This window comes from Amycolatopsis sp. NPDC005232, from assembly GCF_040607795.1.
GTDB lineage: Bacteria > Actinomycetota > Actinomycetes > Mycobacteriales > Pseudonocardiaceae > Amycolatopsis.
The window spans coordinates 191,711-209,492 of sequence record NZ_JBEXHL010000001.1 but is presented as its reverse complement, the minus strand read 5'-3'; the positions used below and the strand labels follow the sequence as shown (position 1 = coordinate 209,492).

The 17,782-nt window shown below is 71.1% G+C and carries 12 protein-coding genes and 1 pseudogene; 4 read left to right on the top strand and 9 right to left on the bottom strand.

What is annotated here, in order from left to right; genetic code table 11:
- Nucleotide 1 precedes the first annotated feature (1 nt).
- From ABZU76_RS00965 to ABZU76_RS00955, 3 genes are all read right to left on the bottom strand, one after another.
- A complete protein-coding gene (locus tag ABZU76_RS00965) occupies nucleotides 2-811 on the bottom strand; it encodes a hypothetical protein (RefSeq protein WP_354863792.1) in 810 nt (269 codons plus the stop codon).
- A 629-nt stretch (nucleotides 812-1,440) separates the two neighbouring features.
- Complete coding sequence (locus ABZU76_RS00960) at nucleotides 1,441-1,770, bottom strand: hypothetical protein (RefSeq protein ID WP_354863790.1); 330 nt, start codon at nucleotides 1,768-1,770, stop codon at nucleotides 1,441-1,443.
- Between the two features lie 133 nt (nucleotides 1,771-1,903).
- Nucleotides 1,904-2,689, bottom strand: a complete 786-nt coding sequence (locus ABZU76_RS00955) for an SDR family oxidoreductase (RefSeq protein ID WP_354863788.1) — start codon at nucleotides 2,687-2,689, stop codon at nucleotides 1,904-1,906.
- 372 nt (nucleotides 2,690-3,061) lie between these two features.
- Between ABZU76_RS00955 and gltB the strand changes: the two genes are divergently transcribed.
- The 4 genes from gltB to ABZU76_RS00935 all read left to right on the top strand — a co-directional run bounded on the left by gltB (nucleotide 3,062) and on the right by ABZU76_RS00935 (nucleotide 11,127).
- On the top strand, nucleotides 3,062-7,603 hold the full coding sequence (gene gltB, locus ABZU76_RS00950) for a glutamate synthase large subunit (protein WP_354863786.1): 4,542 nt from the start codon (nucleotides 3,062-3,064) through the stop codon (nucleotides 7,601-7,603).
- Between the two features lie 65 nt (nucleotides 7,604-7,668).
- Entirely contained in the window at nucleotides 7,669-9,177 is a 1,509-nt protein-coding gene (locus ABZU76_RS00945) for a glutamate synthase subunit beta (RefSeq protein WP_354863784.1), read from the top strand.
- A gap of 203 nt (nucleotides 9,178-9,380) precedes the next feature.
- Nucleotides 9,381-9,554 carry a hypothetical protein gene (locus ABZU76_RS00940; protein ID WP_354863782.1) on the top strand — a complete coding sequence of 58 codons (174 nt, stop codon included), beginning with the start codon at nucleotides 9,381-9,383 and terminating at the stop codon, nucleotides 9,552-9,554.
- A gap of 181 nt (nucleotides 9,555-9,735) precedes the next feature.
- The gene (locus tag ABZU76_RS00935) at nucleotides 9,736-11,127 is read left to right on the top strand and encodes a class II 3-deoxy-7-phosphoheptulonate synthase (protein WP_220238047.1); all 1,392 of its coding nucleotides are present in this window, start codon (nucleotides 9,736-9,738) and stop codon (nucleotides 11,125-11,127) included.
- A gap of 4 nt (nucleotides 11,128-11,131) precedes the next feature.
- Here ABZU76_RS00935 and ABZU76_RS00930 read toward each other — a convergent pair whose 3' ends face one another.
- The 6 genes and pseudogenes from ABZU76_RS00930 to ABZU76_RS00905 all read right to left on the bottom strand — a co-directional run bounded on the left by ABZU76_RS00930 (nucleotide 11,132) and on the right by ABZU76_RS00905 (nucleotide 17,718).
- The gene (locus ABZU76_RS00930) at nucleotides 11,132-12,457 is read right to left on the bottom strand and encodes a wax ester/triacylglycerol synthase family O-acyltransferase (RefSeq protein WP_354863780.1); all 1,326 of its coding nucleotides are present in this window, start codon (nucleotides 12,455-12,457) and stop codon (nucleotides 11,132-11,134) included.
- A gap of 958 nt (nucleotides 12,458-13,415) precedes the next feature.
- Nucleotides 13,416-14,033, bottom strand: a pseudogene (locus ABZU76_RS00925) (hypothetical protein); the annotation flags it as partial.
- A gap of 3 nt (nucleotides 14,034-14,036) precedes the next feature.
- A complete protein-coding gene (locus tag ABZU76_RS00920; RefSeq protein WP_354864720.1) occupies nucleotides 14,037-15,212 on the bottom strand; it encodes an SPFH domain-containing protein in 1,176 nt (391 codons plus the stop codon).
- Between the two features lie 15 nt (nucleotides 15,213-15,227).
- Entirely contained in the window at nucleotides 15,228-15,476 is a 249-nt protein-coding gene (locus tag ABZU76_RS00915) for a hypothetical protein (RefSeq protein ID WP_354863778.1), read from the bottom strand.
- Entirely contained in the window at nucleotides 15,455-15,664 is a 210-nt protein-coding gene (locus tag ABZU76_RS00910; protein ID WP_354863776.1) for a hypothetical protein, read from the bottom strand. The genes ABZU76_RS00915 and ABZU76_RS00910 overlap by 22 nt, the downstream gene beginning before the upstream one ends.
- Nucleotides 15,661-17,718 (bottom strand): PASTA domain-containing protein, encoded by a 2,058-nt coding sequence (locus tag ABZU76_RS00905; protein WP_354863774.1) that lies wholly within the window; start codon nucleotides 17,716-17,718, stop codon nucleotides 15,661-15,663. Before ABZU76_RS00905 ends, ABZU76_RS00910 begins: the two co-directional genes overlap by 4 nt.
- Between the last annotated feature and the right edge of the window lie 64 nt (nucleotides 17,719-17,782).

The window sequence follows — 17,782 nt, the reverse complement described above, 5'->3', positions numbered from 1 at the left end:
CTCAGTCGTCGATGCGGCCGCTGATCCGGCCGCTGCCGGAGTGCGCCGGGGTCCGGCTGCTCTTGCGGCTGTCCCAGTAGTCCTTGTTGTCCTCGTGGTTGCCGCGGGACTCCTCGACGCCGTCCTTCACGGAGTCCTTGATGTCGCCCACGTCGCCGGCGATACCGGAGGCGTTGTCCTTGATGTCGCCGACGTCGCCCGCGATGCCCTTGCCGATGTCGATCACGTCGGAGACGCTGCCGACGTCCTTGATCTTCGCGAGCTGCGACCCGATGTCCTTCACCGAGTTCCACAGGTCGCCGACCTTCTGCACGATGTCCTTGATCATGTCGATGATCGAGATCAGCGAGTTGATGAGCGGCAGGATCTCCGACAGCCCGGTGATCGCGTCGGCGATCCACCCCGCGATCGGCACGCACGCCTCGGCCGCCATCACCAGCAGCCGGTCGATCAGGCTCTTCAACAGGTCGAGCGCCTTGGCCGCCAGCTTCTGCGACGTGTCCGACAGCAGCTCGAACCCCTTGGCGATCAGCTCCGCGATCCCGGCCTCCGCGGCCAGCCCCGCACGCCACCCGAGGTCCACGTACGCCTTGTGCGCCAGTGATGCCGGGCCCGACCAGCTGTCGCCGAGGATCTTCTCGTTCCCCACCATCACGGTCGAGAACGCCTTCATCGCCTCGGCGATGTTGCGCCACGCCTCGGCGTCGGCGGAGATCTTCGAGAAGTCACCCGTGATCGGCTCGATGAACATCTGCGTGAGCGTCTGGCCGGTGATCTGCTGGAAGATCCACTCGACCGCCATGACCTCCACGCCGGCTTCCTTGACGAGGTCCTGGATGTCCTCGCCGGACGTGTCCTCGGGCGGCTGGAGCTGTTCGCTGATCGAGCTGCCCTCGTCGAACCCGCTCGGCGACGTTGCCGGCGCGGCGCCGGGATCCCCGCCGGACGACGACGGGGAATCGCCCCCGTCGTCGGAGTCGTCGTCGTCCGAGTCGTCGTCTTCGTCCTCTTCTTTCTTCTTCTTAGGCTTTTCCTCTTCATCATCGTCATCGTCGGGCGGTTCCGGAGGCGGACCGCCGGATCCGCCGTGCCCGCCGGGACCAGGAGGGTTGGGCGGACCGCCGGAACCGCCGTGGGGAGGGTTGGGCGGGGGCCACGGACCACCACCTCCGGGAGCTACGCGAGGACCATCCTCTTCACCGTGTGGTTGGGGTGAGCCACTGTGTCCTCCGGCCGGAGGGCCGGGGGTGTGCTGCTGCGGCGGCGAACCCGGCCGATTCGGAGGTGTGCTCGGGTGCTGTGGCGGTGTGTTCGGGTGCCCTTGCTGCGGCGGGGCAGGGTGCGTCGGCGTGTGGTGCGTCGTTCCGCCGGACCCGCCCGGGTGGCTGTGCCTGGCCATGTCGTTCCCCCTCGGTGGTGGTCGGAGTCAGTGGTGGGTGGTCATTTCGCGCCGACCTCGTCGATCGCGATGCCGAACTCCTTGAGGACCGCGGCGACCTGGCCGTCGTGGTGGTCGTAGGAGTCGGCGGCGGAGCGGACGCCCTGGCTCAGCGAGGTGAGCCGGTTGTCGCCGAAGTCGAGGGTGCTGCCGTAGAGGTTGCCCACCAGGTCCACCACGGGCTGCAGCAAAGCGAACAGGCCGGTGAAGCCCGACTTGTCGCACGCGGTGGTGCGCATGTAGTCCTTGATCTTGCCGACCTGGGCGTGCAGCCCGTCGACGACGTCCGCGTACTCGCGCATGACGTCGGTGTGTACGTCGAAGTCCGACACCGATTCCCTCCCCGTGATCGTCGGTCGACGAACACTATGGCAGGAAGTGATCACCCAGCGTGGGGTGTTTCGGGAAATCCACCGGATAGGAAATCGAAATCCGACAAATAGGACAAGTGTCTACAAAGGACGATCAGAGGTCCGGCAGCCCGAGCTCGAGGTTCGGCGCCTGGAGCCCACCGTCCACTTCGAGCACCTTGCCCGTCACGTACGCGCCGGCCGGCGAAGCCAGGTACAGCACCGCCGAAGCCACGTCCTCCGCGGAACCGATGCGCTGCAGCGGGGTCGCGTTCTCCATCTTCACGCGGATCTCTTCGTTGCCCGCCACCAGTTCCAGTGCCGACGTGAGCACCGAGCCGACGCAGATGGCGTTCACGCGCACCTTCGGCGCGAGGTCCACGGCGGCCAGCCGCGTGTAGTGCGACAGCGCGGCCTTCGCCGTGCCGTAGGCGAGAAAGCCGCGGCCCTGCACGCGGCCCATGATCGACGAGATGTTGACGACCGCACCGCCGCTTTCGAGCAGTGCCGGGGTCGCGGCGACGGTCAGTGCGTGGGCGGTCGCGACGTTGAACCGGAACGCTTCCTCGAGGAAGTCCGTCGTCGACTCGGTGAACGGCCTCGGGTACGTGCCGCCGACGTTGTTGACGACGATGTCAAGCCGTCCGAAAGCGGCCAGGGCTTCCGAAGCCAGCGCGCCGGCCGCCGCCGGGTCGGACAGGTCGGCCGTCACCACGTGCGCACGGCGCCCGGCCGCGGCCACGCCGGCGGCCACCTCGTTCAGCTGGGACTCGGTGCGCGAGGCGATGACCACGTCGGCGCCCGCCTCGGCGAGCGCCACGGCGGTGGCCGCGCCGATGCCGCGACCGGCGCCGGTGACCACCGCGACCTTGTCCGTGACGCGGAACCGATCGAGGATCATGCGGCGGACGCTAACACGTTTCACCGGCGAGCGGCATCGGTCACACAGGTGGTCGCGCGAGCCGGGCAGACCCCAGGAAAACGGCCGGAAACGGCTGTGTCAGGCCGGATGCGTAAAAGCCCGGTTACACTTGACGGCAACCGCCCAGATCCGATAGTTAGCTAAGCGAACGACCTGGGTGTCATCAGGAATTACGTCGTTCCGCGCAGCCAGATCGTTACCGTTCACCGCCGTCCGGGGCGCTCTGAGGTGCTGCTCCGGTGTTTCCCAGGTGTTAAAGTCGCGCTAACAAGCGGGCCATCGTCGTCCCGTGCGCTTCCCACGGCCGGTCCGCCGGCCTCGCACGTAGACGACGAAGGAGGTCCCTTTTCCATGATCTTCTCCGCCATTCCCGGCAAGCAGGGTCTCTACGACCCGGCGACCGAGCTGGACTCCTGCGGTGTGGCCATGGTGGCCGACATCAAAGGGCGCCGCTCCCACGGCATCGTCGCCGACGGGCTGACCGCGCTGGCGAACCTCGAGCACCGTGGCGCCGCGGGCGCCGAACCCACGAGTGGTGACGGCGCGGGCATCCTGCTGCAGCTGCCCGACGAGCTGCTGCGCGCCGAAGCCGGCTTCGCCCTGCCTCGAGCGGGTGCCTACGCGGCCGGTATCGCGTTCCTGCCCGGCGACGCCGAGCAGCGCCGCAAGGCCGTCGGGCTGGCCGAACGCATCGCCGCCGAGGAGGGCCTCGAGGTCCTCGGCTGGCGCGAGGTCCCCGTCGACGCGGACCGGGCCGGAATCGGTCCCACGGCGCGTTCGGTGATGCCGCACTTCGCCATGCTGTTCGTCGCGTCGCCGGGCGGGGAAGCCGGGCTGGAGCTCGAACGGCTGGTCTTCTGCCTGCGCAAGCGCGTGGAGCACGAGAGCGTGGCCTCGGACTGCGGCACGTACTTCCCGTCGCTGTCGGCGCGCACGATCGTCTACAAAGGCATGCTCACCACCGCGCAGCTGCCCGCGTTCTTCACCGACCTCACCGACGAGCGGCTCGAGAGCGCGATCGCCCTGGTGCACTCGCGGTTCTCCACCAACACGTTCCCGTCGTGGCCGCTCGCGCACCCGTTCCGGTTCGTGGCGCACAACGGCGAGATCAACACCGTGCGCGGCAACCGCAACCGCATGCGCGCCCGCGAGGCGCTGCTGGAGTCCGACCTGATCCCGGGCGACCTCACGCGGCTGTTCCCGATCTGCTCGCCCGAGGCGTCGGATTCGGCGTCGTTCGACGAGGTGCTGGAGCTGCTGCACCTCGGTGGCCGGTCGCTGCCGCACGCCGTCCTGATGATGATCCCGGAGGCGTGGGAGAACCACGCGACAATGGACCCGGCGCGGCGCGCGTTCTACCAGTTCCACGCGAGCCTGATCGAGCCGTGGGACGGCCCGGCCTGTGTCACGTTCACCGACGGCACGCTGGTCGGCGCGGTCCTCGACCGCAACGGCCTGCGTCCGGCGCGCTGGTGGCAGACGGTCGACGGTCGCGTGGTCCTCGCCAGCGAGGCCGGCGTGCTCGACGTGGCCCCCGGCGACGTCGTGGCGAAGGGCCGCCTCAAGCCGGGCCGGATGTTCCTCGTGGACACCGAGGCCGGCCGGATCGTCTCCGACGACGAGGTGAAGTCGGCGCTGGCCGCGGAACAGCCGTACGAGGGCTGGCTGCACGCCGGGCTGCTGAAGCTGGCCGAGCTGCCCGACCGCGACCACGTGGTGCAGAGCCACGACTCCGTGCTGCGCCGCCAGCTCGCCTTCGGCTACACCGAGGAAGAGCTCAAGATCCTGCTGGCGCCGATGGCCGCCAAGGGCGCCGAGCCGATCGGTTCGATGGGCACCGACACCCCGGTCGCCGTGCTGTCGAAGCGTTCGCGGCTGCTGTACGAGTATTTCAAGCAGAACTTCGCGCAGGTCACCAACCCACCGCTCGATGCGATCCGCGAAGAGCTTGTGACCTCGATGGCGCGCATCATGGGCCCGGAGCGCAACCTGCTCGCGCCCGGCCCCGCGTCGTGCCGGCACCTGAACCTGCCGTACCCCGTCATCGACAACGACGAGCTCGCCAAGCTCATCCACGTCAACGACGACGGCGACCTGCCGGGCTTCGCGTGCAGTGTCCTTTCCGGACTGTTCGAAGTGGACGGCGGGGCCGAGGCGCTGGCCGCCGCGATCGAGCGAGTACGCCGTGAGGCGTCGGAGGCGATCGCCGCCGGGGCGCGCACGCTCGTGCTGTCCGACCGCGACTCCGACCACCGGATGGCGCCGATCCCGTCGCTGCTGCTGGTCTCCGCCGTGCACCACCACCTGGTGCGCACCAAGGAACGCCTGCGCGTCGCGCTCGTCGTGGAGACGGGCGACGCGCGCGAGGTGCACCACATCGCCGTGCTGCTGGGCTACGGCGCCGCCGCGGTGAACCCGTACCTCGCGTTCGAGACGATCGAGGACATGATCGCCCAGGGCGCGGTCACGGGGATCGAGTCGGGCAAGGCGATCCGCAACTACGTGCAGGCGCTCGTGAAGGGCGTCCTGAAGATCATGTCGAAGATGGGCATCTCCACCGTCGGCGCGTACACGGCGGCGCAGGTGTTCGAGTCGCTCGGCCTGAGCCAGGACCTGCTCGACGAGTACTTCACCGGTACGTCGTCGAAGCTCGGCGGCGTGGGGCTCGACGTGTTGGCCGAGGAGGTCGCGGTGCGCCACCGCCGCGCCTACCCGGACAACCCGACCGACCGTGTCCACCGTGGACTCGACACCGGCGGCGAGTACGCCTACCGCCGCGAGGGCGAGCTGCACCTGTTCACCCCGGAGACGGTGTTCCTGCTGCAGCACGCGTCGAAGACCGGGCGCGAAGAGGTGTACCGCTCCTACACCGAAGAGGTGCACCGCCTCTACCGCGAGGGCGGCGCGCTGCGCGGGCTGTTCAAGTTCCGCGACAGCGTGCGCGAGCCCGTGCCGCTCGACGAGGTGGAGCCCGCCGCGGCGATCCTCAAGCGCTTCAACACCGGCGCCATGTCCTACGGCTCGATCTCGGCCGAGGCCCACGAGACGCTCGCCATCGCGATGAACCGCATCGGCGGGCGCTCCAACACCGGTGAAGGCGGCGAGGACCCGGAGCGCCTCTACGACTCCGAGCGCCGCAGCGCGATCAAGCAGGTCGCGAGTGGCCGGTTCGGCGTCACGAGCGAGTACCTCGTGAACGCCAGCGACATCCAGATCAAGATGGCGCAGGGCGCGAAGCCGGGTGAAGGTGGCCAGTTGCCGCCGAACAAGGTGTACCCGTGGATCGCGCGCACGCGGCATTCGACGCCCGGCGTCGGGTTGATCTCGCCGCCGCCGCACCACGACATCTACTCCATCGAGGACCTGGCGCAGCTGATCCACGACCTCAAGAACGCCAACGAGCAGGCCCGCGTCCACGTGAAGTTGGTGTCCTCGCTCGGGGTCGGCACGGTCGCGGCCGGCGTTTCCAAGGCCCACGCCGACGTGGTGCTCATCTCCGGGCACGACGGCGGCACCGGCGCCTCGCCGATGAACTCGCTCAAGCACGCCGGCACGCCGTGGGAGATCGGCCTCGCCGAGACCCAGCAGACGTTGCTGCTCAACGGTTTGCGCGACCGCATCACCGTGCAGGTCGACGGCGCCATGAAGACCGGGCGCGACGTGGTGATCGCGGCGCTGCTCGGCGCCGAGGAGTACGGCTTCGCGACGGCCCCCCTCGTCGTCGCGGGCTGCGTGATGATGCGCGTGTGCCACCTCGACACGTGCCCGGTCGGCGTCGCGACGCAGAGCCCCGAGCTGCGCAAGCGGTACACCGGCCAGGTCGAGCACGTCGTGAAGTTCTTCGAGTTCGTGGCCGAGGAGGTGCGGGAAACGCTGGCACAGCTGGGTTTCCGCACGCTCGACGAGGCCATCGGGCATGCCGAGGTGCTCGACACGGCCGAGGCGCAGGCGCACTGGAAGGCGGCCGGGCTCGACCTGAAGCCGATCTTCGAGGTGCCGACCGAAACTCCGTACGGCGGGGCGAAGCGGCGCGTACGGGCGCAGGACCACGGCCTGGAGCACGCTCTGGACCGCACGCTCATCCAGCTCGCCGAGGCGGCGCTGGAAGACGCGCACCCGGTGCGCCTCGAGCTGCCGGTGCGCAACGTGAACCGCACCGTCGGCACGCTGCTGGGCTCGGAGATCACCCGCCGCTACGGCGGTGAAGGCCTGCCCGAGGACACGATCCACGTGCTGCTCACCGGTTCGGCCGGGCAGTCGCTGGGCGCGTTCCTCCCGCGCGGCATCACGCTCGACATGGTCGGCGACGCCAACGACTACGTCGGCAAGGGCTTGTCGGGCGGCCGCATCATCGTGCGGCCCGACCCCGAAGCGGTGTTCGCCGCCGAGCGCCAGACGATCGCGGGCAACACGCTGGCGTACGGCGCCACGGCCGGCGAGATGTTCCTGCGGGGCCAGGTGGGCGAACGCTTCTGCGTGCGCAACTCCGGCGCCACGGTCGTCGCCGAGGGCGTCGGCGACCACGCCTTCGAGTACATGACCGGCGGCTGCGCCGTGGTGCTCGGCCCGACGGGCCGCAACCTCGCGGCCGGCATGTCCGGCGGCACCGCGTACCTGCTCGACCTCGACCGCGCCAAGGTCAACGGTGACATGGTGGATCTGTCCGTGCCGGGTTCCGAGGACCTGGCGTGGCTCAAGCAGATCGTGCAGCAGCACCACGACCTGACCCGCTCGGCGGTGGCCGCGTCGCTCCTCGGCGACTGGACGCGGCGTTCGGCGGCCTTCACCAAGGTGATGCCGCGCGACTACCAGCGGGTCCTCGACGCGGCGAAGGCAGCTCGCGCTGACGGCCGCGACGTCGACGAAGCGATCATGGAGGCCGCTCGTGGCTGATAATCGTGCAACCGGCCACGACGGCCGACTGGGTGCGGGTATCCCGCGGGAAACAGAGGCCGCTCGTGGCTGACCCAGCGGGTTTCATGAAGAACCGGCGCGAAGAGCCGAAGAAGAGGTCCAAAGAGGACCGTCTCGCCTCCTGGGGCGAGGTCTACGCCGACGTCGAACCGGCGCAGCGCAACGAAACCGTGCGCACGCAGGCCTCGCGCTGCATGGACTGCGGCATCCCGTTCTGCCACTCCGGTGGCTCGGGTTGCCCGCTCGGCAACCTGATCCCGGAGTGGAACGACCTCGTCCGCCGCGGCGACTGGGCCGCGGCGAGCGACCGGCTGCACGCCACCAACAACTTCCCAGAGTTCACCGGGAAGCTGTGCCCGGCGCCGTGCGAGGCCGGCTGCGTGCTGTCGATCTCGCCGCTGTCGGGCGGGCCGGTGGCCATCAAGCGGGTGGAGGCGACGATCGCCGACCAGTCGTGGGAATCCGGATACGTGCAGCCGCAGGTGTCGGAGGTGTCCTCGGGCCGCCGCGTTGCCGTGGTCGGCTCCGGGCCGGCCGGGCTCGCCGCCGCGCAGCAGCTCACCCGCGCGGGCCACGAGGTCACGGTGTTCGAGCGCGACGACCGCCTCGGCGGCCTGCTGCGCTACGGCATCCCCGAGTTCAAGATGGAGAAGAAGGTCCTCGACCGGCGCCTCTCGCAGCTGCGCAAGGAAGGCACACGGTTCGTCACCGGCTGCGAGGTCGGCGTGGACCTGACGGTGGAGGACCTGCGCTCGCAGTACGACGCCGTGGTGCTCGCCGTGGGCGCGCTGCGCGGCCGCGACGACCAGACCACGCCGGGCCGGGAGCTGCGTGGTGTCCACCTCGCGATGGAGCACCTCGTGCCCGCCAACCGGTTCGTGGAGGGCGACGGCCCGTCGCCGATCGACGCGGCCGGCAAGCACGTGGTCGTGATCGGCGGTGGCGACACCGGCGCCGACTCCTACGGCACGGCCACCCGCCAGGGCGCGCTGTCGGTGACGCAGCTGGACCAGTACCCCGTGCCGCCGACGAGCCGCGACGACGACCGCTCGCCGTGGCCGACGTGGCCCTACATCCTGCGCACCTACCCGGCGCACGAGGAGGCCGGCGAGCGCAAGTTCGCCGTGGCCGTGAAGCGGTTCGTCGACGACGGCGCCGGCAACGTCAAGGCCCTCGAGCTGCAGCAGGTCCGCGTGATGAAGGACCCGGAGACGGGCCGGCGCGAGGTCGTGCCGACCAGCGACGAGGTCGAGGTGCTGCCCGCCGACCTGGTGCTCCTGGCGATCGGCTTCGAGGGCGTGGAGCGGATGCCGCTGCTCGACGGTCTCGGCCTTTCCCTGACGCGGCGCGGCACTTTGTCGTGCGGCGCCGACTGGCAGACCGGGACGCCGGGCGTGTTCGTCTGCGGCGACGCCCACCGCGGCGCGTCGCTGGTGGTGTGGGCCATTGCCGAGGGGCGGTCTGTGGCCAACGCCGTGGACGCGTTCCTCATGGGCGACTCGGACCTGCCGGCGCCGGTGCACCCGACGGCGTTGCCGCTCGCGGTGGTCTGACCCCTCGTCCTCCGGGCCCCACGTTCTGCAGGCCCCACGTTCTGCAGGCCCCCAGCGCAATGGCGCGCTGGGGGCCTGTTTTTCACCGGTGACCTGGCGCGGGTGAACTTCCCGGCACACACGGTGGTCTCCGCTGACCGTCGAGAGGGCCGGCTGCTCGTGGTGACCTTCGCCAAGGACGGCATCGCCGCGCCTCGGACGGCGTGCTGACGCGGATCGAGAAGAACGGCGAGAAGACCGTGCTCGCGTCCGCCGCCCTGGCCCAGGCCACCGGCCTCGCGATCGACGGCGACGACGTGTACATCGCCAACCACGGCACGTCGCCGAGTACGGGAAAGCCGTCGGGCTCGATCGAGAAGCTGACGGTGCGCAGCTGAGGCCCAGCTCCGGGCGGACGGGTCCCCGTTCTCCCGGAGCCCGCTCTCGGCGGCGAGCGAAACGTGAAGCAGATTTCTCGTCACGCCGGCCCGTCGCGCTGTACCTGCCAGGACGAACCGGACGTGTGACCCGCGCCGCCCTCCCGGAACCACGCGGGCGGCGAACCTTATCCTGGGAGCCGTGAACTGGACAGTGGACGTTCCCGTCGACACGCTTCCCGAGCTCCCGCCGCTTCCGCCCGAGCTGCGTTCGCGCCTCGACGCGGCCCTGGCCCTGCCCGCCGCCCAGCAGCCCGAGTGGCCTGACGTCGAGCTGGCCAAGCGCGTCCGGGGCGTGCTGGAGAGCGTGCCGCCGATCACCGTGCCGGCCGAGATCGACCGGCTGCAGAGCCGGCTCGCGATGGTCGCGCGCGGCGAAGCCTTCCTGCTGCAGGGCGGCGACTGCGCCGAGACGTTCGAGTCCAACACCGAGCCCCACATCCGCGCCAACCTGCGCACGCTGCTGCAGATGGCCGTGGTCCTCACCTACGGCGCGAGCCTTCCCGTGGTGAAGATGGGCCGCATCGCCGGCCAGTACGCCAAGCCCCGTTCGGCGGCCACCGACGCGCTGGGCCTGCCCGTGTACCGCGGCGACATCATCAACTCGCTGGTGCCCAAGCCCGAGCTGCGCGTGCCCGACCCGGGCCGCATGATCCGCGCGTACGCCAACGCGGGTGCCGCCATGAACCTGGTCCGCGCCCTCACCGGCGCCGGTATGGCCGACCTGCACCAGGTGCACGACTGGAACAAGGACTTCGTGTCGGCCTCCCCGGCGGCGCAGCGCTTCGAGGCACTGGCCAACGAGATCGACCGCGGCCTGCGGTTCATGAACGCCTGCGGCGTCACCGACACGTCGCTGCAGTCCACCGAGATCTTCGCCAGCCACGAGGCCCTGCTGCTCGACTACGAGCGCGCCCTGCTGCGCCTGGACAACGCCGACGCGGCCAACCCCAAGCTGTACAACCTGTCCTCGCACTTCCTGTGGATCGGCGAGCGCACCCGCCAGCTCGACGGCGCGCACATCGCGTTCGCGGAGCTGCTGTCCAACCCGATCGGCCTCAAGATCGGCCCGACGACCACGCCCGAGCAGGCGCTGGAGTACGTCGAGCGCCTCGACCCGCGCCACGAGGAGGGCCGGCTCACGCTCATCTCGCGCATGGGCAATGGCAAGGTCCGCGAGGTGCTGCCCGCGATCGTCGAGAAGGTCGAGGCCTCGGGCCACAAGGTCATCTGGCAGTGCGACCCGATGCACGGCAACACGCACGAGTCATCCACCGGCTACAAGACCCGCCACTTCGACCGCATCGTCGACGAGGTGCAGGGCTTCTTCGAGGTGCACCACAAGCTCGGCACCTACCCGGGCGGCATCCACGTGGAACTCACGGGCGAAGACGTCACCGAATGCCTCGGCGGCGCCCAGGAAATCTCCGACGTCGACCTCTCCGGCCGCTACGAAACCGCCTGCGACCCGCGGCTGAACACTCAGCAGTCGCTCGAGCTGGCGTTCCTCGTGGCGGAGATGCTGCGGGGCTGAGTCCCTAAACGGTGTTCAGCAGCACCGCGGTGGACTTCAGCACCGCGTCGCGCAGGCCGCCGAGGTCGGGGACGGCCTCGGCGTTCGCCTGGAGTCCGATGTGGACGCCGTCGCGGTAGGTGGCGACGGCGATGCCCACGGCGTGGCGCGGGGCCAGCGGCACAAAGGGGTACACCTGAGCCAGGGGCGCGCCCGCGAGGGTGAGGCGCGCGGCCGGCAGGGGCACGGTGGTCACGACCAGGTCGAACAGCAGCGGCGCGGCCAGCCCGGCCGTTTTGGTGCCGAGGCGGTGCAGCACCGTGGGCACGCGGTCGGCGAGCAGCGGGAACGCGCCGGCGCCGCGGGCCGGGCCGGCGGCCTTGTTGCGGGTCATCGCGCGGCGCACCAGGCTCAGGCGCTCGACGGGGTCGTCCTCGCCGATCGGCAGGTCGCACAGGTAGCCGGACAGTTTGTTGCCGCCGACCTGACCGCCCGAACGGCCGCGCACGCTCACCGGGATCAGCGCTCGCAGCGTGCGCCCGTCGGCGCGTTTGCCGCGGTTGACCAGCCACTCGCGCAGCGCGCCGGCCAGCACGGCGAGCGCGACGTCGTTGCCCGTGCCGCCGTGCGCGCGGCGGATGCGGCGGATGTCGGCGGTGGGCAGCCGCACGAACCCCAGGCGCCGTTCGGCCGACGGGGGCGCCGACACGGGCGACAGGGGCGGCCGCGCCGCGCGGACGAGCGACGTCGCGATCCCGGCCGTCTGCCCGGCGTGCGCGAGGGTGTCTTTCACGCTGTCTTTCACGCTGTGCAGCGCCGAACGTGGCCGCGGGATCGGCGCCGGTCCGGACGCACGGGCGAGGGTGCGGTCCGCAACGGCCAGGCCGTCGAGCAGCCCGACGGTCACCGCGTACGCGCCTTCGCCGTCAGTGAGGGCGTGGTGCAGCTTGAGCAACACGGCGAAACCACCCTGGGGCAGTCCGGTCACCACGGTCAGATCCCACAACGGACGGCTCGTGTCGAGTGGCTCGGCGATCCACTGCGCGGCGAAGTCCGTGAGCGGGTCGGGGTCGTACAGCGTGCTCAGCTCGTGGTGGTGGATGTGGTGCGCCGCAACGAAATCCGGATCATCCGACCAAGTCGCTGAACCGGGCGGAAACAGCTCGGTGCGCATTTTTCGGCGCAGCTGAGGCATTTTCTCCGCGCGCGACGCGAGCAGTGCCGCGAGCTCCGCGCCGTCGGCTCGCCCGCGAGAGGTGAACACCAGTACCGCACCCATGTGCATCGGCGCGGTTTCGCTTTCAAGACACAGGAACGCGACGTCGAGCGGGCTGAGCGGGGTACGAACCATCGCGACCGTCCTCGTGCGGCTGGGCAGGAGTGGGATGCGCCCCACGACACCACCTTGACATGACGGGAGGGTGGTCACCGTGTTTCGCGGGCGCTAACGACCCGCGGTTTCACTCACCCGGGTCACGCGCACCCCGCCGCCGCGCCCACCCACCCCGGGCCGGCTTCTCCTGCTTCGCAGGCCGGGACGGCTGCGGCAACGGCAAGGGGCGCGCCACGGTGGGCGCCTCGGCGGCTGGGATCGGCGGCTGGGACGGCTGGGGGAGTGGCGAGCCTTCACCGGCCGTGCGCGGGGGTGCCGGTTGCGGCAGCGGCCCGGCTGCTTCGGGAATGGCCAGCGCGATCGTGGGGCTGTCGCCGACGTCGGTGCTGCGTGGGGGAAGCGGTGCGGGCTCGCCGAGTGACTGAGGTGGCTGCTCAGGTGCTCCTGCCGGGAGTGCGGACTGCGCCAGCAGCGCGGCGAGGCCGGCCGGAGGGTGTGCGGTGGGCGTGCTGTCGGCGCGGGTGCTGGGGGTGCGTCGGGGGAGGGGCGCGGCCGTGCCCGGTGGACGCTGCGTCGGGCGGTCGGGACCGAGGGCGACGTTGCGGCGGGGGAGCAGAGACGCTTCGGCCAAGTGCGGGAGCAGCACCGAGGGAGACCGCGGAGGCGAAGGCTCGCCGGGTGCGGTCACGGGCTGGGTGGTCGCCACACTGTCGAAACCGCTGCTGGAGGTAGGGCCGGCGGCGCGGGGTGCGGCTGCCGGGCCGCGGCCCTCGGCAGCGCCAAAGGCGTTGCGGTTGGGGAAGGGCTCGCCAGGTGCGGCAGCGTCGCCGAGGGGAAGGGGTTCGCCGCTGTCGGAACCGGTGCCGGAACGGCGCGGCAGCGACCCGGCGGACCCGGCTGACCGCACCGGCGGGACACCCTCGTCCGCCGAAGCCGAAGGAGGAGCCCCACCCTCACCCGCCAACGCCGTCGCCGCGCGCCGCAACGCCACCCCATGACCCGGCCGCTTCGGCAGCCCCGGCCACAACTCCCCGGCGTCGGCCGCCGCCGCCCGAATCGCCGCCCCGTCCAGCTCCGTGTGCGTTTCCTTGATGTCCCGGTCGAGCCACTGGATCACCAGCGTGAACGGCCCGTCCCCCGGCAATGGCCACAAGAAGATCTGGTGGTCCAGGTGGAACTGCGTCCCGCCGCCACCCACGGCGCGCAGGACCGGCTGCGCGGGCTCTGAAGCCGACGGCACCGAGATCGACTCGGAGCTGCCCCGGCTCCCGTCCGGGTACAGCACGCCGACGAGCAGCGCGTTGTAGTCCGGGATCCGCCGGTGGTCGATGAGGGAGCCGCTGCGGCCCTCCTGCAGGCTGTCTCGCGAGTACACCGCCAGGCGCAGCGTCAGGGCTTCCGGCCAGACCTCGATGCCGCGCAGGGCGACGATCGTGCGTTCGGAACGGCCGAGCGGCCGCGCCCACGGCAGGAGCGCCGGGACGATGTGGTCGTTCGGCGGGCCCATCCACGGACGGCCCTCGTAGCCGAACAGCTCCTGCTCCCGCACGGGGAACAGGGGGCGTTCACGAGGACCGTCCGTGAAGAAGCTCATGGGCTACTCGCGCGGGGAGAGGTCGCCGTTGGACAGCGCCTGCTCCGAGCCCGTGGTGGCCGAAGGCTTCGAGGGGCTGCCCATGGCGTCCATCAGCCGGCGGGCAAGGCCGAGGCCCGTTCCGCCGAGCGACAACGCCTTGGTGAACATGTCCGACATCCCGTCCGCGCCGTTCAGGACCACCATGTGGTCGACGTTACCGAACGCCTTCGCGCCGGCCTCGACGATTTCCGGCCAACGTTCGGCCAGCTGCTGTGCTACCACAGCTTCCTGGTTCTCCGCCAGTGCCGCGGCCCGCGCCTTGATGGATTCGGCCTCCGCCAGACCGCGAGCCCGGGCCGATTCGGCCTCCGCGAGACCCCGCGCCTTCGCGGCTTCCGCCTCCGCCAGACCGCGAGCCTGGGCGGCCGCCGCCTCGGCCTCACCGGTGGCGCGGGTGGCCCCCGCCGGCGCCTCGGCCCGGGCCTTCGTGGCCTGCGCCTCCGCCTCGGCGGCCGTCTTCACGCCCGTCGCGTCGGCCGCGGCCCGCAGCTCGGTCTCCTTGGCCTCGGCCTGCGCGCGGGCGATCTGGGCGTCGCGGTCGGCGTCGGCCGTCGTGCGCGTCTCGTACGCCTTCGAGTCGGCCGGCTTGCGGACCTGCGACTGCAGCCGCTGCTCGGCCGGCGCCGCCTCCAGCTCGGCTGCCCGCGTCTCCTGGACCACGACCTCCTGCCGCGCCGTCGCCTCGGCCAGCGGGCCCGACTGGCTCGCCTTCGCCTTCGCCTTGGCCTGGTCGACCTCGGCCTGGTAGCCGGCCTGCTTGATCTGGCTCTCCCGCATCGCGCCCGCCTTCTGCGCGGCGGCCACCTGCTCGGCCTGCGTGGCCTCCTGGTCGCGCTGCGCCTCGGCGATCCGGGCCGAGGCCGCGATGGCCGCGGCGTGCGGCTTGCCCAGGTTGTTGATGTAGCCGGACTCGTCGTCGATCTCCTGGATCTGCAGCGAGTCGACGATCAGGCCCAGCTTGATCATCTCCGTGGCCGACGACTGGCGGACCTCGCCGGTGAGGGCGTCGCGGTCGTGGATCATCTCCTCGATGGTCAGCCCGCCCACGATCGAGCGCAGGTGGCCCGAGAACAGCTCGTGGATGGTGTCGTTCATGCCCTTCTGCTGGTCGAGGAAGCGGCGGGCGGCGTTGGCGATGGAGGCAGTCTTGGTTCAAACTGCCGTCGCCCCGATGCAGTTCACCACCGCGCGCACGGTCACGGGCAGGCCCTGCTTGGTCACGCAGGACACCTGCAGGTTGACGCCGCGTGTGTCCAGCGAGAGCCGCCGCGCGGTCTGGAAGCCGGGGATCACGGCTACCGCCGCGATCACGACGATCAGCCAGATTTCCGTAACCCCTCGCAGCCCGATTTTCGGTTGTTGGTAGCTCTTCGACGCCGCTAAGGCTTCAGCGGTTGCCACCGTTCCACGTAAACCGTTCGCGGGGGTTCGAAATCCACCACAAGGACCTGAGTGCCGGTCGGGAAGCTCACCTCGGGGTCGGCCGCGTAGGCGTTCAAGGCCTCGGTGCCGCCGCGGACGCTGAGCAGCACCTCACCGATCAGGCCGGGGCCGACGGCGCCCGTGACGCGGCCTCGGTTGCCGATCATCCGCCGAAGCCCTGGATCTTCACCTTCGTGCCCTTCGGCACCAGCGAACCCGGTTGCGGGTCCTGCTGGAAGACGAAGTTGAAGCCGCCACCACCGTGGCCGCGGCCACCGCCGCCGCCCTGCTTGTCGACGTCGAGCCCGGCCTGCTTGAGGATCTTCTCGGCCTCGTCGAACTGCTTGAACCGCACGTCGGGCACCTGCACGGCGTTGGAGACGAAGACCCTCACCTGCTTGCTGCCCGGCGTGTTCGCCGGCGGGTCCGTCCGGGTGACGCCGCCGGCGGGGATCGTCTGCGAGAACTCCTCGCCGCCGTCCACCGGCTGGAACCCGGCCTGCTGCAGCAGCTGGAACGCCTCGTCCTTCGGCCGGCCCGTGACGTCGGGCACCGGCGGGAGCGGTTCCGGGCCCTTCGACAGGACCACGGTGACCTGGCCGCCGATGTTCACCGGCGTGCCGGCCGCGGGGCTCACGCTCACGACGGTGCCCTGGGGCGCGGTGTCGCTGAACGCCGGTGTGCCCTGCGTGACGTTGAGCTGCTGGCCCTGGATCGCCTTCGTCGCGTCGGCCAGCGAGGTGCCGACCTGGATGTTCGGCACCACCGGCTTGCCCTTGGACACGACGACGGACACGTTCGCGTCCTTCTCCAGCTGCGTGCCCTCGACCGGCGTCACCTTGACCACGGTGTTGGCCGGCACGGTGTTGCTGAACTCCTGGCTGTACTGCGGCGTCAGGTTCGCCGCGCGCAGTTTGTCGCCGGCCTCGGCCTGCGTCAGGCCCACGAGCTTCGGCACGGCCGACGTGGTGGGCGCCGACTCGCTGAGGATGAAGGCGAACGCCCCGATCAGCCCGCCCAGCACCAGCACGCCCACTGCGATCAGGGCGAACATCTTCCGCCGGTCGCGCGGTTTCGGCTCGTCGGCCGGCGGACGCGGGCGCCGCGGCGGAGGCGGGGTGGCCGGCGGGGGCACCGCGACCTGCTGCGTCGGCATCGGCTGGCCCGCGGGCGGCGACGGCGGCGCCCCGACCGGGACCGCCCGGGTCAGCGCGCGCGTGCCCTGCGGACCCGAGACCGGCATCGTCTGCTCGGTCACCGGGATGCGCGGCATGGTGCGCTCGGTGTCGGACATGCGGTCGCCGTCCGGCGGCGGGGGCACGGGCACCGGCACGACCGGCAGGCCCAGCTCCGTGCGCACGGCCTGCAGCTCGGCCAGGAACACGCCGGCGTCGGCCGGGCGCAGCTCGGAGTCGCGGCGGGTGGCGCGCAGGATGAGGTCGTCGAGCGCGGACGGCAGGTCGGGCCGCAGCTCGCTGGGGCGCGGCACGTCGTCGTTCACGTGCCGGTAGGCGACCGACAGGGCCGTATCGCCGGTGTAGGGCGCCTGGCCCGTGAGCATCTCGTACAGCAGGATCCCGGCCGAGTACACGTCGCCGCGGGCCCCTGTGACGCCCGTGGTGACCTGCTCGGGCGAGAGGTAGGCGACGGTGCCCAGGATGACGCTCGAGCTCGTGGTGCCCGCGCTGGCGACCGCGCGCACCAGGCCGAAGTCGCCGACCTTGACCACGCCGCCCGACAGAGCGCCGCTGCTGCGGCCGATGAGCACGTTCTCGGGCTTCACGTCACGGTGCACCAGCCCGGCGGCGTGCGCGGCGGCCAGGGCCGACAGCACGGGCTCGGCGATGCTCAGCGCGAGCGCGACGTCGAGCTTGCCCTGCTCGGACAGCAGGTCGCGCAGCGTCCCGCCGTCCACGAGCTCCATCACGAGGAACGCGAGCCCCGCGTCCTCGCCGGGCGGGACGTCGAAGCCCTGGTCGTGCACGGCCACCACGTTCGGGTGGTGCAGCTGGGCGGCCGAACGCGCTTCGCGCACGAAACGGTCCACGAACGAGCGGTCGTCGGCGAAGCGGGGATCCATGATCTTGATCGCGACCGCGCGGTCCAGCCGGGTGTCCATCCCCCGGTAGACCGACGACATCCCGCCCTGGGCGAGCAGCCTGTCCACGCGGTAGCGGCGTTCGAGCAGCGTGCCGACGAGGCTGGGGTGCGTGCGTGTCACGGCTGGCTATCGTACGGAACCACGCCCGCACGGGTGAGGTGAGGCGGCGGGTCACCCGTGCGTA

Coding starts and splice junctions, on each gene's coding strand:
- ABZU76_RS00955 (WP_354863788.1), bottom strand. CDS start 2,689: ATGATCCTCGATCGGTTCCGCGTCACGGACAAGGTCGCGGTGGTCACC.
- gltB (WP_354863786.1), top strand. CDS start 3,062: ATGATCTTCTCCGCCATTCCCGGCAAGCAGGGTCTCTACGACCCGGCG.
- ABZU76_RS00930 (WP_354863780.1), bottom strand. CDS start 12,457: ATGGTTCGTACCCCGCTCAGCCCGCTCGACGTCGCGTTCCTGTGTCTT.
- ABZU76_RS00910 (WP_354863776.1), bottom strand. CDS start 15,664: ATGATCGGCAACCGAGGCCGCGTCACGGGCGCCGTCGGCCCCGGCCTG.